Genomic DNA, 13885 nt, shown 5'->3' with positions numbered 1-13885 from the left:
GGTGGGATTGCTCAGGCGGCTTCGGGCAATGCCTCGGTGCCGGCCGCCGCGTCGGCGACGGCGGCGAGGAACTCCCCGCCCCAGCGCGCGACATCATGGTCGGCGACGATGGCGGCCATGCGCTCCGCGCGATAGGCGGCCTCGTCGGGCCCCATTGTAATGGCGCGGTACAGCCTGTCCGTCATCGAATGCGCGTCGTAGGGATTCGTCAGCAGGGCGCCGTGCAGTTCGACTGCGGCGCCGGCAAATTCCGACAGGATCAATACGCCCGGCTTGCCGACCGCGTGGCGTGCCGCGATGTACTCCTTCGCGACGAGGTTCAGGCCGTCGCGCAGCGGCGTGATCCACGCGATGTCGCAGGCCGCGTAATGGGCCAGCACGGCCTCGAACGGCAGCGAGCGATAAAAATAGCGTACCGGCACCCAGTCCAGCGTCGAGAAACGCCCGTTGATCCGGCCCACCGTGCGGTCCAGTTCTTCGCGCAGCGTGTCGTAGATCTCCATGCCGGGCGCGGCGGGCGTGATGATGTTCAGCAGCGTGACCTTGCCCGCCAGCGCCGGATGCTGTTCCAGCAGGCGCTCGAACGCCTGCAGCTTTTCCAGCGACCCTTTTACGTAGTCCAGGCGCTCGATCGAGACGATGCCGGTGCGGCCGGCCAGGTAGCCGTCGATCTCGGCGAGATCCGCCGCGACCTGCGGCGTCTGCATCAGGCGCCCGATCAGCGCGACGTCCGTGCCGACCGGATGGGCGCCCAGCGCGACGCGGCGGCCGCCGGCCTCGATCGCCGTCGTCGTCGTGTCGACGCCCAGCGCGCAGCCATAGGTGAGGAAGCGGGGCGCGCACGGGGCGCTGGCGACGACCTCGACCGGCGCACAGGAGCGGGCCGCATCGACGAAGTTCTCGACGTAGCGGGGGATGTGGAAGCCCACGTAGTCGCATTGCAGCAGGCTGGCGACGATGTCGCGGCGCCACGGCAGGATGTTGAAGACGTCGCTGGACGGGAAGGCGGTGTGGTGGAAGAACGCGATCTTCAGGTCCGGGCGCAGCGGGCGCAGGAACGCGGGCACCATCCACAGGTTGTAGTCGTGCACCCAGACCGTGGCGCCTTCCGCCGCCTCGCGCGCGGCCTGCTCGGCGAACAGGCGGTTCACGTCGAGGTAGCGTTCCCAGTGGTCCCGGCGGAATTCGGCGCGGTCCGGGAACGAGAAGATGATCGGCCAGAACGCCTCTTTCGAAAACTTTTTATAGAACAGGTCCACGTCCTCCCCGGTCAGCGCGATGCGTGCCGCCTGCAGGTTCGGATACTGCTCCGGATCGACGGGGACGTGGCTTGCAAAACCGTCCGGATCGCGCGAGTCCTGCTGCGACCACGCGACCCAGGACCCCGTGCGGCCGCCCGAAAACAGGCTCAGCAGGGTCGGCATGATGCCGTTCGGGCTTTTCGGGCGGCGCCGCACGGCCACGCCATCCTCGACCGCCTCGTCGAACGGCAGCCGGTGGTAGACCATCACGAGTTCCGCCTTGCCGGGCAGGTGCGCGACGTCCGCCGTGCCCGCGTGATGGGTGCGCAGGCCGTGGTGGGCGAGGCCGTCGAGGATGCCGCCGCAGCCGGCATTTTCCGCGATGAACACGCTGGGCATGCGGCGCACGCGCGCGACGAGCGCGGGCTCCGCGCCGCCCACGACCACGCCGCGCAAGCCCGTCTCGAACAGCGACAGGTCGTTCAGCGTGTCGCCCGCGACGACGACGTGGGCCGGGTCGAAGCCGGCCGCATCGATCAGCCGGCGCAGCGCGGGACCCTTGCCGACGCCGCGCGGCAGCACGTCCAGGTAGCGCCCGGCGGAGAACAGCAGCTCGCAGCCGAGCGCCGCCACCGCGCTGCGCAGCGCCGGCGTGACGGCACCCTCGGGCGCGATGAACGAGCAGCGCCGCTCTTGCGGCACGCTCTGGCGTTCCAGCTGCGGAAAGCCGGCCAGCGCCTTCAGCACGGTCTGGCTGCCGGGCCAGCGCGCCGCGATCTCATGGTGCAGCGGTTCCACGGGACGCAGGTTGCCGTGCACGATGGTGGCGCCCACGTCGGCGATGATGTAGTCGGGCGTGGGAATGGTCGGATCGGCCAGCAGGGGCATCACGGATTCCAGTCCTCGGCCCGTGACGAACACGAGCGTGGCGCCCTCCAGGCCGCCGCCGAACAGCTCGCGCACTCTCCGGCGCGCTTCCTGCGGGCCGGCGAGCAGGGTGCCGTCGAGGTCGGTGGCGAGCACGAGCTTGCGCGGATCGAGGTAAGGGGTACGGGAACGGAAAGGCAATGCGGTCATGGTCATCCTTGTCGAGCGATGTCCGCCACGCGGCCCGCTCGAGCGCGGACGTGGCAGGGAGTGAGGCGTGCAGGGCCGCGGCCGGTGGCCGGGTGCGCGCGCAGGAAAGCGGATGCGGCTTGGCATCCACGCGACGGGGACGGACGGTGAGCTTGAAACGGGGCGCCAGCGTGAGGGTTGTATTTATGGTGTGAGACGGCGCTCGTCCCCGGTGGAACCCGTCAAGGATAACATTGCAAAATAACATCGACAACCTGTGAGATGATTGCACCGAATCACGGAATGGCGAGTTTTTTGGATTGGGTATTGCGCTTTGCTAAAACATCCTCGTATAATGCGGCTCCCCGGGCGGTTAGTTCAGCTGGTTAGAATACTTGGTCGACATCCAAGGGGTCGCAGGTTCGAATCCTGCACCGCCCACCAGAATTCCTCCATATCGCAGGCCTCGAGCCTGTAGAGAAAAGATGCCAAGGTGTCTTTTCTGTGCCGTTCAGCTTGAACGGATTCTCTGATCTCCACGACTCTAGCGTAAAGCGCAACAGGCCGCGTCAGCTTCGCATTTTCCTGTTGCGTCCATCCGTTGCGCGCGCTATACTAGCCGGCTTCGGTGTGGGCCTATCTTTTTTTGGCCCATGCGTTTAAGAGGAAGTTTTTTTAAAACTTCCGATAGTCAACTAGCCCCGCCCAATCGCAGGTGGGAATGGAGAAAAAATGAGCCTGGGCCTTCTCGGTCGCAAGGTTGGCATGATGCGCATCTTCACGGACGACGGTGATTCGATCCCCGTTACCGTGCTGGACGTGTCGAACAACCGTGTTGCGCAAATCAAAACTCCTGAAACTGATGGTTATGCCGCAGTTCAGGTCGTCTTCGGTCAACGTCGCGCTTCCCGCGTGAACAAGGCCGCTGCCGGTCACTACGCCAAAGCTGGCGTCGAAGCTGGCACGATGCTGAAGGAATTCCGCGTCGAAGCCGCTCAAGCCGCTGGTTTCAAAGCTGGCGACGCAGTCAACGTCTCGCTGTTCGAAGTGGGCCAGAAGATCGACGTGCAAGGCACCTCGATCGGTAAAGGCTACGCCGGTACCATCAAGCGTTACAACTTCTCGTCGGGCCGCGCCACCCACGGTAACTCGCGTTCGCACAACGTGCCGGGTTCCATCGGTATGGCACAGGATCCGGGCCGCGTGTTCCCGGGTAAGCGCATGACCGGTCACATGGGTGACGTCACTGTCACGACCCAGAACCTGGAAATCGCCCGTATCGACGCCGAGCGTCAACTGCTGCTGGTTAAGGGTGCCGTTCCTGGCGCCAAGAACGGTCAAGTGATCGTCAAGCCGGCAGTCAAGGTCAAAGCCAAGAAAGGAGCATAAGCGATGGAACTCAAGCTCCTGAATGAGCAAGGTCAAGCTGGCGCCGCAGTCAACGCCGCCGACACCGTGTTCGGCCGTGATTACAACGAAGCCCTGATCCACCAGATCGTGGTCGCCTACGCCGCCAACGCGCGCTCGGGCAACCGCAAGCAGAAGGATCGTGAAGAAGTCTCCCACACGACCAAGAAGCCGTGGCGTCAAAAAGGTACGGGCCGTGCTCGTGCCGGTATGTCGTCGTCGCCGCTGTGGCGCGGTGGTGGCCGTATCTTCCCGAACTCGCCGGACGAGAACTTCTCGCACAAGGTCAACAAGAAGATGCATCGCGCAGGTATCTGCTCGATCTTCTCGCAGCTGGCCCGCGAAGACCGCCTGAGCGTCATCGAGAACCTGACCGTCGAAGCACCGAAGACCAAGCTGCTGTCGCAAAAGCTGCAGGGCATGGGTCTGGACTCGGTCCTGGTGATCACCGACACCATCGATGAAAACCTGCTGCTGGCATCGCGCAACCTGCCGAACGTGCTGGTTGTCGAGCCGAAGCACGCCGACCCGATGTCGCTGGTGTTCTACAAGAAAGTCCTGGTCACCAAAGCTGCTCTGGCCAAGATCGAGGAGATGTACGCATGAGCGCCGCAATCAAATTCAGCGAAGAGCGCCTGATGAAGGTGCTGCTGGCTCCGGTCATTTCCGAAAAGGCGACCTTCGTCGCGGAAAAGAACGAACAGATCGTGTTCAAGGTCCTGCCGGACGCGACCAAGCCGGAAATCAAAGCCGCCGTCGAGCTGCTGTTCAAAGTCGAAGTGGAATCGGTCCAGACCGTGAACCGCGAAGGCAAGCAGAAGCGTTCGGGCCGTTTCACCGGTCGCCGCAACCACACCAAGCGCGCTTTCGTGGCCCTGAAACCGGGCCAGGAAATCAATTTTGTCGAGGAGGCTAAATAATGGCACTCGTTAAGATGAAGCCAACCTCCCCAGGCCGCCGCGGCATGGTGAAGGTTGTGAACGCCGACCTGTACAAGGGTCGTCCGTTCGCAGCCCTGGTTGAGAAGAAATCGAAGACCGCTGGCCGTAACAACAACGGTCACATCACCACCCGCCACATCGGCGGTGGTCACAAGCACCACTACCGCGTGGTCGACTTCAAGCGCAACAAGGACGGTATCCCGGCCAAGGTCGAGCGCATTGAATACGACCCGAACCGCAGCGCGCACATCGCTCTGGTGTGCTACGCCGACGGTTTCCGCGCGTACATCATCGCTACCAAGGGCATGGCCGTGGGCGATACCGTCATGAACGGCTCGGAAGCGCCGATCAAGTCGGGTAACTGCCTGCCGATCCGCAACATCCCGGTCGGTACCACCATGCACTGCGTCGAAATGCTGCCGGGTAAGGGTGCCCAGATGGCCCGTACCGCAGGCGCCGGCGTCGTGCTGATGGCTCGCGAAGGTACCTACGCCCAGGTTCGCCTGCGCTCGGGTGAAGTGCGCCGCGTGCACATCGAGTGCCGCGCAACGGTTGGCGAAGTCGGCAACGGCGAGCACAACCTGCGCAAGATCGGTAAAGCCGGTGCAATGCGTTGGCGCGGTGTCCGCCCGACCGTTCGCGGTGTCGTGATGAACCCGATCGACCACCCGCACGGCGGTGGTGAAGGTCGTACGGCTGCGGGTCGTCACCCGGTGTCGCCATGGGGCCAGCAGACGAAGGGCAAGAAGACGCGTTCGAACAAGCGCACGTCGTCGATGATCGTCTCGCGCCGCGGCAAGAAATAAGGATAAGACATGACTCGTTCATTGAAAAAAGGGCCGTTCATTGACGCCCACCTGGTGAAAAAAGTCGAAACCGCGCAAGCGAACAAAGACAAAAAGCCGGTCAAAACCTGGTCGCGCCGCTCGACGATCACCCCGGACTTCATCGGTCTGACGATCGCCGTTCACAACGGTAAAGTGCACGTGCCGGTGTACGTGTCCGAGAACATGGTGGGTCACAAGCTGGGCGAATTCGCCCTGACCCGCACGTTCAAGGGCCACGCCGCTGACAAGAAGGCGAAGAAATAATGGAAACTAAAGCTATCCTCAAAGGCGTCCGCCTGTCGGAACAGAAAGGCCGCCTCGTCGCCGATCTGATCCGCGGCAAGAAAGTCGACGCCGCGCTGAACATCCTGCAGTTCAGCCCGAAAAAAGGCGCGACCATCATCAAGAAAGTGCTGGAGTCCGCAATCGCGAACGCCGAGCACAACGATGGTGCCGACATCGACGAACTGAAAGTGGTTCAGATCTATGTCGAAAAGGGCCCGATCCTGAAGCGCTTTACGGCACGTGCCAAAGGCCGCGGCGATCGCATTTCGAAACAATCCTGTCACATCTTCGTGACTGTCGGTAACTAAGGAGTCACACGATGGGTCAGAAAATCCACCCAACCGGCTTCCGCCTGGCGGTCACCCGTAACTGGGCATCGCGCTGGTACGCTGGCAACGGCAACTTCGCCGACATGCTGAAGGAAGACCTGGAAGCCCGCGCTTTCCTGAAGAAGAAACTGAAGAACGCCTCCGTCGGCCGCATCGTCATCGAGCGTCCGGCCAAGAACGCGCGCTTCACGATCTACTCGTCGCGTCCGGGCGTCGTCATCGGCAAGAAGGGCGAAGACATCGAAGTCCTGAAGTCGTCGCTGACGAAGATCATGGGCGTGCCGGTGCACGTCAATATCGAAGAAATCCGCAAGCCGGAAATCGACTCGCAGCTGATCGCCGACTCGATCGCCCAGCAGCTCGAAAAACGTATCATGTTCCGCCGCGCCATGAAGCGTGCGATGCAGAACGCGATGCGTCTGGGCGCTGTCGGCATCAAGATCATGTCGTCGGGCCGCCTGAACGGCATCGAGATCGCACGTACCGAATGGTACCGCGAAGGCCGTGTGCCCCTGCACACCCTGCGCGCCGATATCGACTACGGCACCAGCGAAGCCTCGACCACGTACGGCATCATCGGCGTGAAAGTCTGGGTCTACAAGGGTGACCGTTCGCCGACCGGCGAAGCACCGGTGATCGACGTTCCGGCCGACGAGAAAAAGCCGCGCGGTCCGCGTCGTGACGATGGCAAACCGGCTGGCCGTGGCCGCCCGGGCGCCAAGCCAGGTACCGCACCCGCAGGCCGCCGTGCTGCCAAGCCGGCCGCTGAGAAAGCAGGAGAATAAGCATGCTGCAGCCATCCCGCAGAAAGTATCGTAAAGAGCAGAAAGGCCGCAACACCGGCATTTCGCACACCCGCGGCACCGCGGTCTCGTTCGGCGAATTCGGTCTGAAGGCAGTTGCCCGCGGCCGTATCACCGCACGCCAGATCGAAGCTGCACGTCGTGCCATGACCCGTCACATCAAGCGTGGCGGCCGTATCTGGATCCGTATCTTCCCGGACAAGCCGATCTCGAACAAGCCGGCTGAAGTCCGTATGGGTAACGGTAAAGGTAATCCGGAGTACTACGTGGCCGAGATCCAGCCGGGCAAGGTCCTGTACGAAATGGACGGCGTCGCTGAAGAACTGGCGCGCGAAGCCTTCCGTCTGGCTGCCGCCAAACTGCCGCTGGCGACGACGTTCGTCGTGCGTCAAGTCGGTCAATAACAGGAGTTAAGAATGAAAGCAACGGAACTCCGCGGCAAGGACCAGGCAGCTCTGCAACAAGAGCTGAATGAGCTGCTGAAGGCACAGTTCGGCCTGCGCATGCAAATCGCTACGCAGCAACTGACGAACACCGCCCAGCTCAAGAAGGTGCGCCGCGATATCGCGCGTGTCAAGACTGTGATGAACCAGAAGGAAGCCAAATGAACGACACCACTAAAACGGCGCTGAAGCGTACGCTGGTCGGCAAAGTCGTGTCCGACAAGATGGACAAGACGGTGACCGTGCTGATCGAGCGTCACGTCAAGCACCCGCTGTACGGCAAGATCATCGTGCGCTCGAACAAGTATCACGCGCACGACGAGACCAACCAGGCGAAAATCGGCGACACCGTCGAGATCGCGGAAGGTCGCCCGATCTCGAAGACGAAGGCTTGGACCCTGACCAAAGTTCTGCAGGTCGCTCCGGTTCTCTGATCCAAAACCGGGGCCTTGTAAAACCGTAGCGAGCTTTGCGCAGTAGGTTTTACAACGCCCCCGGAAAATTTGTCTTGCGTGGCCCGCTGGTATGTGGAATACTAGCGGGCTTCGTTCATGTGTTGCCGCAGTTTGTCCTTCGGTAACTGCGGCCTGCAACGAACATTGGAAAGTCCAATCACCCAAACGTACGCGCTTGCAATGAGTGCGGACGGCGGGACCAAGACTGACCGCAGGCCTACGGTTTTCCGTGGGGTTTCTTCGGCTTAAGTTGGGAAAGAAAATATCATGATTCAAACCGAAAGCCGGCTCGAAGTGGCCGACAATACCGGTGCAAAAGAAGTTCTGTGCATCAAGGTATTGGGCGGCTCCAAGCGCCGTTACGCCAGCATTGGCGACGTGATCAAGGTCACCGTGAAGCAAGCTGCTCCGCGCGGCCGCGTCAAGAAGGGTGAAATCTACAACGCCGTGGTCGTGCGTACCGCTAAAGGTGTGCGCCGCCAGGACGGCTCCCTGGTGAAGTTCGACGGCAATGCCGCCGTCCTGCTGAACAGCAAGCTGGAGCCGATCGGTACCCGCATCTTCGGACCGGTGACGCGCGAACTGCGTACCGAGAAGTTCATGAAGATCGTGTCCCTGGCACCTGAAGTTCTGTAAGGGAGCAGCAATGGATAAGATTCGTAAAAACGACGAAGTCATCGTTCTGGCCGGTAAAGACAAAGGCAAGCGCGGTGTCGTTCAGCAGCGCGTAGATGCTGAGCACGTCATCGTCGAAGGCGTGAACGTGGCCAAGAAGGCCGTCAAGCCGAACCCGATGACCGGCGTAACTGGTGGTATCGTCGACAAGACCATGCCGATTCACGTGTCGAACGTCGCGCTGTTTAACGCAGCGACCGGCAAGGCTGATCGCGTTGGCTTCAAAGAAGTGGATGGCAAAAAAGTCCGCGTCTTCAAGTCGAACGGCGAAGTAGTGAAAGGGTAATGAGAAATGGCCCGTCTCCAACAAGTTTATAAAGACAAAGTCGTTGCCGAACTGACCGAAAAATTCGGTTACAAGTCGGTGATGGAAGTGCCGCGCCTGACCAAGATCACCCTGAACATGGGTCTGTCGGAAGCTGTCGCCGACAAGAAGATCATCGAGCACGCAACCGGCGACCTGACGAAGATCGCTGGCCAGAAGCCGGTCGTGACCAAGGCTCGCAAGGCAATCGCAGGTTTCAAGATCCGCGAAGGCTACCCGATCGGCACGATGGTGACCCTGCGTGGCGCCCGCATGTACGAATTCCTGGACCGTTTCATCACCGTGGCCCTGCCGCGCGTGCGTGACTTCCGTGGCGTCAGCGGCAAATCGTTCGATGGTCGCGGCAACTACAACATCGGCGTCAAAGAGCAGATCATCTTCCCGGAAATCGATTACGACAAGATCGATGCGCTGCGTGGCATGAACATCTCGATCACCACGACCGCTAAGACCGACGAAGAAGCCAAAGCGCTGCTCGCCGCATTCAAATTCCCGTTCCGGAACTAAGAACATGGCAAAACTTGCACTGATTAACCGCGAACAGAAGCGTGCAGACCTGGTGGAGAAATTCGCCGCAAAGCGTGCCGCTCTGAAAGCAATCATCGACGACCAGTCGAAGACCGAAGAAGAGCGTTACGAAGCACGCCTGAAGCTGCAGGCCCTGCCGCGTAACTCGGCGCCGACCCGCCAGCGTAACCGCTGCGCCATGACCGGCCGTCCCCGTGGCACTTTCCGTAAATTCGGTCTGGCCCGTACCAAACTCCGCGAATTCGCCATGAAAGGCGAAATCCCGGGTATGACCAAAGCTAGCTGGTAATAGGAGAATAAGCAATGAGTATGAGCGATCCTATCGCCGATATGCTGACCCGTATTCGCAACGCGCAAGGCGTGCAGAAGACCACCGTCGAAATGCCGTCGTCGAAGCTGAAAGTTGCGATTGCCAACGTCCTGAAGGATGAGGGTTACATCGAAGATTACGCCGTGTCCACCGAAGGTGGCAAGGCTGAACTGAAAATCGGTTTGAAGTACTACGTCGGCCGTCCGGTTATCGAGCGCATCGAGCGCGTCTCCCGTCCTGGCCTGCGCATCTACAAGGGCAAAGACGAGATCCCTCAGGTCATGAACGGCCTGGGCGTGGCGATCGTCTCGACCCCGAAGGGTGTGATGACCGACCGCAAAGCACGCGCTACCGGTGTCGGTGGCGAAGTGATTTGCTACGTGGCTTAAGGAGTAGACGATGTCTCGAGTAGCTAAGATGCCAATCGCCGTCCCGGCCGGTACCGATGTCGCGATCAACGCGTCGTCGATCACCGTCAAGGGCCCGCTGGGCACCCTGACCCAGCCGCTGAACGGCCTGGTCAAAGTGGAAAACAACAATGGCACGCTGACCTTTGACGTGATCGACGATTCCCGCGAATCGAACGCCATGTCGGGCACCCTGCGTGCACTGGTGAACAACATGGTGACCGGTGTCACCAAAGGTTTCGAAAAGCGCCTGACCCTGGTCGGCGTGGGTTACAAGGCCGCCGTCCAAGGCAACGCCCTGAACCTGTCGCTGGGCTTCTCGCACCCTGTGCTGCACGCGATGCCGGAAGGCGTCACCGCAGCGACCCCGACCCCGACCGAGATCCTGATCAAGGGTATCAACCGTCAACAGGTCGGTCAGGTTGCCGCAGAAGTGCGCGCTTACCGCTCGCCTGAGCCGTACAAAGGCAAGGGTGTCCGTTATGCGGACGAAGTGGTGAAGCTTAAAGAAACCAAGAAGAAATAATCGGAGCTGACGATGGACAAGAAAGAATCGCGTCTGCGTCGCGGACGCCAAACCCGCATCAAGATCGCGCAGCTGGGCGTGAACCGCCTGTCGGTGCACCGCACGAACCTGCACATCTATGCGAACCTGATCAGCCCGGATGCGAAGGTCCTGGTTTCGGCTTCGACGCTGGAAGCAGAAGTGCGCGCCGAGCTGGGCGGCAAGTCGGGTGCCGGCGGCAACGCCGCTGCAGCCGCACTGGTTGGCAAGCGCGTCGCAGAAAAAGCACTGAAAGCAGGGATCACCGAAGTCGCATTCGACCGTTCGGGTTTCCGTTACCACGGCCGTGTGAAGGCGCTGGCAGAAGCCGCGCGCGAAGCTGGTCTGAAGTTCTAAGGAAGAATCGTCATGGCAAAAATGCAAGCGAAAATGGCAAGCGACAAGCCGGATGATGGCATGCGCGAGAAAATGATCGCGATCAACCGCGTCACCAAAGTGGTGAAGGGTGGTCGTATCATGGGTTTTGCAGCGCTGACCGTTGTCGGTGACGGCGATGGCCGCATCGGCATGGGCAAAGGCAAGTCGAAGGAAGTTCCGGTCGGCGTGCAAAAAGCGATGGAAGAAGCCCGCCGCAACCTGATCAAGGTGCCCCTGAAGAACGGTACGCTGCAGCACTCCGTCACCGGCCGCCACGGCGCGTCGTACGTGATGATGTCGCCGGCCAAGCCGGGTACCGGCGTGATCGCAGGTGGCGCAATGCGCGCAATCTTCGAAGTCATGGGCGTGACCGACGTCGTCGCCAAGTCGACCGGTTCGTCGAACCCGTACAACCTGGTTCGCGCGACCCTCGACGGTCTGGCAAAAATGAGCACTCCGGCCGACATCGCTGCCAAGCGCGGCAAGTCGGTGGAAGAGATCCTGGGTTAAGGGGAATAACTATGGCAAACACCATCAAAGTCAAGCTGGTCAAAGGCCTGATCGGTACCCGCCAGGATCACCGCGCCACCGTGCGCGGTCTGGGTCTGCGTCGTGTCAACTCGGTTTCCGAGCTGCAGGACACCCCGGCGATCCGCGGCATGATCAACAAGGTCAACTACCTCGTGAAAATTGTCGACTAAGCCGCGGCTTGGTCAACGGAGAAAATAATGCAACTCAATACCATCCAACCCGCTGAAGGCGCGAAACACGCCAAGCGCCGCGTCGGTCGCGGTATCGGCTCGGGCCTGGGCAAGACCGCCGGCCGCGGCCACAAGGGTCAGAAATCGCGTTCGGGCGGCTTCCACAAAGTCGGCTTCGAAGGCGGTCAGATGCCTCTGCAGCGCCGTCTGCCGAAGCGTGGCTTCAAGTCGCTGAACGCTACGTTCAAGGCTGAAGTGCGTCTGTCGGACCTGAACAACCTGGCCGTTGCCGACGTCGACGTTCTGGTGCTCAAGCAAGCCGGCGTGCTGCCGGTCGTTGCTCGCGACGTGCGCGTGATCCTGTCGGGCGAAATCACCAAAGCGGTGAACCTGAAAGGCATCAAGGCAACCGCTGGCGCGAAAGCAGCGATCGAAGCAGCTGGCGGCTCGGTCGCCTAAACGCGACCGCTGCCTGATCGGAGCAAAAATTGGCGACTAATTCACAACTTGGTAAAAGCGCTGCATCCGGTTTCCCCTGGGGCCGGTTGTGGTTCTTGCTTGGCGCATTGGTCGTGTACCGTATCGGAGCTCATATCCCGGTCCCCGGGATTGATCCGGTCGCCATGGCCCAGCTGTTCAAGCAGAACGAGGGCGGCATTCTCGGCATGTTCAACATGTTCTCGGGTGGTGCCTTGTCTCGTTTTGCCGTGTTCGCACTTGGCATCACGCCGTACATTTCGGCTTCGATCATCATGCAGCTGGTGTCGATCGTCTCGCCGCAGATGGAGGCACTGAAGAAGGAGGGCGAGGCCGGCCGCCGCAAGATCACCCAGTACACCCGTTATTTCACGGTCGTGCTGGCTCTGTTCCAGGCGTTCGGTATCGCCGTCGCGCTCGAGGCGCAGCAAGGCCTCGTGCTCGATCCGGGCATGGGCTTCCGCCTCGTAACCGTCGTGACCCTGCTGACCGGCACCATGTTCCTCATGTGGCTGGGCGAGCAGATCACCGAACGTGGTCTTGGCAACGGTATCTCGATCATCATTTTTGCCGGTATCGCAGCTGGTCTGCCGGGCGCACTGAGTGGCTTGTTCACCCTGGTGTCGAACGGTTCGATCGGTAGCTTCTCCGCGATCGTCATCGTGATTCTGGTAGCCCTGGTGACTTACGCTGTCGTGTTCGTCGAACGCGGCCAGCGCAAGATCCTGGTGAATTACGCGAAACGCCAGGTCGGTAACAAGATCTATGGTGGCCAAACCAGCCACCTGCCGCTGAAGCTGAACATGGCTGGGGTGATCCCGCCGATCTTCGCTTCGTCGATCATCCTGTTCCCGGCCACGATCGTCGACTGGTTCACGCGCGGCAAAGATGTCAACAGCCCCGTCGTCGGGTTCCTGAAAGACCTCGCTGCCTCGCTGAGCCCGGGCGAACCGATCCACGCGTTGCTGTATGCGGTGGCCATCGTGTTCTTCTGCTTCTTCTACACGGCGCTGGTATTCAACAGCAAGGAAACGGCGGACAACTTGAAGAAGAGCGGCGCGTTTGTACCGGGCATCCGTCCGGGCGAGCAGACCGCACGCTACATCGACAAGATCCTGATGCGCCTGACCCTGGCCGGTGCAGTCTATATCACGCTGGTGTGCCTGGTGCCGGAGTTCTTCCAGAGCCAGTGGAAAGTACCTTTCTACTTTGGCGGAACCTCGCTCCTGATCATCGTGGTCGTCACGATGGATTTCATGGCGCAGGTGCAGAACTACGTCATGTCGCAGCAATATGAATCGCTGCTGCGCAAGGCTAATTTCAAGGGCGGTATCCCGTCGCGTTGAGCGGCTGGCGCCCCCAGGAGTGAATAGACCGAATGGCAAAAGACGACGTCATCCAAATGCAAGGGGAGATTCTGGAGAACCTCCCGAACGCGACCTTTCGCGTGAAGCTGGAAAACGGGCACGTGGTGCTTGGACATATCTCGGGTAAAATGCGGATGAATTACATCCGCATTCTTCCGGGTGACAAGGTAACGGTGGAGCTGACCCCTTACGACTTGTCCCGGGCCCGCATCGTGTTCCGCACCAAGTAAAACTAATCAAGTTATCGAATCTGGAAGAGAGTGCAAAATGAAAGTTAACGCTTCAGTCAAGCGGATCTGCCGCAACTGCAAGATCATCAAGCGCAAGGGCGTGGTCCGTGTGATCTGCGTCGAGCCGCGTCACAAGCAGCGTCAAGGTTAATACGA

The 13885-nt window shown here is 60.7% G+C and carries 24 protein-coding genes and 1 tRNA gene; 24 read left to right on the top strand and 1 reads right to left on the bottom strand.

The features are described 5' to 3' along the window. Positions 1 to 11: 11 nt before the first annotated feature. Entirely contained in the window at positions 12 to 2318 is a 2307-nt protein-coding gene (gene ggpS, locus ACEN9G_RS10705) for a glucosylglycerol-phosphate synthase (RefSeq protein ID WP_483126634.1), read from the bottom strand. A 346-nt stretch (positions 2319 to 2664) separates the two neighbouring features. Between ggpS and ACEN9G_RS10700 the strand changes: the two genes are divergently transcribed. From ACEN9G_RS10700 to rpmJ, 24 genes are all read left to right on the top strand, one after another. Beyond that, positions 2665 to 2741: transfer RNA gene (locus ACEN9G_RS10700), tRNA-Val, on the top strand. A 288-nt stretch (positions 2742 to 3029) separates the two neighbouring features. Further along, the gene (gene rplC / locus ACEN9G_RS10695) at positions 3030 to 3686 is read left to right on the top strand and encodes a 50S ribosomal protein L3 (RefSeq protein ID WP_036240330.1); all 657 of its coding nucleotides are present in this window, start codon (positions 3030 to 3032) and stop codon (positions 3684 to 3686) included. Positions 3687 to 3689: 3 nt separating this feature from the next. Beyond that, positions 3690 to 4310: a 50S ribosomal protein L4 gene (gene rplD / locus ACEN9G_RS10690; protein ID WP_056126492.1), complete on the top strand. Its 621-nt coding sequence runs from the start codon at positions 3690 to 3692 to the stop codon at positions 4308 to 4310. Beyond that, positions 4307 to 4624 carry a 50S ribosomal protein L23 gene (rplW, locus tag ACEN9G_RS10685; protein WP_036240333.1) on the top strand — a complete coding sequence of 106 codons (318 nt, stop codon included), beginning with the start codon at positions 4307 to 4309 and terminating at the stop codon, positions 4622 to 4624. Before rplD ends, rplW begins: the two co-directional genes overlap by 4 nt. Further along, complete coding sequence (rplB, locus tag ACEN9G_RS10680) at positions 4624 to 5451, top strand: 50S ribosomal protein L2 (RefSeq protein WP_036240335.1); 828 nt, start codon at positions 4624 to 4626, stop codon at positions 5449 to 5451. Before rplW ends, rplB begins: the two co-directional genes overlap by 1 nt. Positions 5452 to 5460: 9 nt before the next feature. Continuing rightward, the gene (gene rpsS, locus ACEN9G_RS10675) at positions 5461 to 5736 is read left to right on the top strand and encodes a 30S ribosomal protein S19 (RefSeq protein ID WP_056449183.1); all 276 of its coding nucleotides are present in this window, start codon (positions 5461 to 5463) and stop codon (positions 5734 to 5736) included. Then, positions 5733 to 6065, top strand: coding sequence for a 50S ribosomal protein L22 (rplV, locus tag ACEN9G_RS10670; protein ID WP_179966292.1), 333 nt, complete (start codon positions 5733 to 5735; stop codon positions 6063 to 6065). The genes rpsS and rplV overlap by 4 nt, the downstream gene beginning before the upstream one ends. Positions 6066 to 6076: 11 nt before the next feature. Beyond that, positions 6077 to 6871 (top strand): 30S ribosomal protein S3, encoded by a 795-nt coding sequence (gene rpsC, locus ACEN9G_RS10665; protein WP_036240339.1) that lies wholly within the window; start codon positions 6077 to 6079, stop codon positions 6869 to 6871. A 2-nt stretch (positions 6872 to 6873) separates the two neighbouring features. Beyond that, on the top strand, positions 6874 to 7293 hold the full coding sequence (rplP, locus tag ACEN9G_RS10660; RefSeq protein WP_005663456.1) for a 50S ribosomal protein L16: 420 nt from the start codon (positions 6874 to 6876) through the stop codon (positions 7291 to 7293). Between the two features lie 12 nt (positions 7294 to 7305). Beyond that, positions 7306 to 7497, top strand: a complete 192-nt coding sequence (gene rpmC, locus ACEN9G_RS10655; protein WP_036240341.1) for a 50S ribosomal protein L29 — start codon at positions 7306 to 7308, stop codon at positions 7495 to 7497. Beyond that, the gene (gene rpsQ, locus ACEN9G_RS10650; protein ID WP_036240344.1) at positions 7494 to 7766 is read left to right on the top strand and encodes a 30S ribosomal protein S17; all 273 of its coding nucleotides are present in this window, start codon (positions 7494 to 7496) and stop codon (positions 7764 to 7766) included. Before rpmC ends, rpsQ begins: the two co-directional genes overlap by 4 nt. Positions 7767 to 8054: 288 nt before the next feature. Next, on the top strand, positions 8055 to 8423 hold the full coding sequence (rplN, locus tag ACEN9G_RS10645) for a 50S ribosomal protein L14 (protein WP_056126494.1): 369 nt from the start codon (positions 8055 to 8057) through the stop codon (positions 8421 to 8423). 10 nt (positions 8424 to 8433) lie between these two features. Next, complete coding sequence (gene rplX, locus ACEN9G_RS10640; protein WP_036240348.1) at positions 8434 to 8748, top strand: 50S ribosomal protein L24; 315 nt, start codon at positions 8434 to 8436, stop codon at positions 8746 to 8748. A 6-nt stretch (positions 8749 to 8754) separates the two neighbouring features. Next, complete coding sequence (gene rplE, locus ACEN9G_RS10635; RefSeq protein WP_036240349.1) at positions 8755 to 9294, top strand: 50S ribosomal protein L5; 540 nt, start codon at positions 8755 to 8757, stop codon at positions 9292 to 9294. Between the two features lie 4 nt (positions 9295 to 9298). Then, complete coding sequence (rpsN, locus tag ACEN9G_RS10630; RefSeq protein ID WP_036240351.1) at positions 9299 to 9604, top strand: 30S ribosomal protein S14; 306 nt, start codon at positions 9299 to 9301, stop codon at positions 9602 to 9604. A gap of 14 nt (positions 9605 to 9618) precedes the next feature. Beyond that, entirely contained in the window at positions 9619 to 10014 is a 396-nt protein-coding gene (rpsH, locus tag ACEN9G_RS10625; protein WP_036240352.1) for a 30S ribosomal protein S8, read from the top strand. A 10-nt stretch (positions 10015 to 10024) separates the two neighbouring features. Then, the gene (gene rplF / locus ACEN9G_RS10620) at positions 10025 to 10558 is read left to right on the top strand and encodes a 50S ribosomal protein L6 (RefSeq protein ID WP_056126497.1); all 534 of its coding nucleotides are present in this window, start codon (positions 10025 to 10027) and stop codon (positions 10556 to 10558) included. A 12-nt stretch (positions 10559 to 10570) separates the two neighbouring features. Continuing rightward, positions 10571 to 10933 carry a 50S ribosomal protein L18 gene (rplR, locus tag ACEN9G_RS10615; protein WP_036240357.1) on the top strand — a complete coding sequence of 121 codons (363 nt, stop codon included), beginning with the start codon at positions 10571 to 10573 and terminating at the stop codon, positions 10931 to 10933. A gap of 12 nt (positions 10934 to 10945) precedes the next feature. Then, positions 10946 to 11464 (top strand): 30S ribosomal protein S5, encoded by a 519-nt coding sequence (gene rpsE, locus ACEN9G_RS10610; protein WP_036240359.1) that lies wholly within the window; start codon positions 10946 to 10948, stop codon positions 11462 to 11464. 11 nt (positions 11465 to 11475) lie between these two features. Next, complete coding sequence (rpmD, locus tag ACEN9G_RS10605) at positions 11476 to 11655, top strand: 50S ribosomal protein L30 (protein WP_036240361.1); 180 nt, start codon at positions 11476 to 11478, stop codon at positions 11653 to 11655. A 27-nt stretch (positions 11656 to 11682) separates the two neighbouring features. Continuing rightward, complete coding sequence (rplO, locus tag ACEN9G_RS10600; RefSeq protein ID WP_036240364.1) at positions 11683 to 12114, top strand: 50S ribosomal protein L15; 432 nt, start codon at positions 11683 to 11685, stop codon at positions 12112 to 12114. A gap of 29 nt (positions 12115 to 12143) precedes the next feature. Further along, positions 12144 to 13478, top strand: a complete 1335-nt coding sequence (gene secY, locus ACEN9G_RS10595; protein ID WP_413339836.1) for a preprotein translocase subunit SecY — start codon at positions 12144 to 12146, stop codon at positions 13476 to 13478. 32 nt (positions 13479 to 13510) lie between these two features. Next, positions 13511 to 13729 (top strand): translation initiation factor IF-1, encoded by a 219-nt coding sequence (gene infA, locus ACEN9G_RS10590; protein ID WP_005663428.1) that lies wholly within the window; start codon positions 13511 to 13513, stop codon positions 13727 to 13729. 37 nt (positions 13730 to 13766) lie between these two features. Further along, positions 13767 to 13880, top strand: a complete 114-nt coding sequence (gene rpmJ, locus ACEN9G_RS10585; RefSeq protein WP_005663407.1) for a 50S ribosomal protein L36 — start codon at positions 13767 to 13769, stop codon at positions 13878 to 13880. Positions 13881 to 13885: the final 5 nt, after the last annotated feature.

The sequence above is a fragment of the Massilia sp. Masssp94 genome (assembly GCF_059491305.1).
The sequence above is the reverse complement of the archived record's forward strand: the minus strand, read 5'-3'. Positions and strand labels throughout refer to the sequence as shown.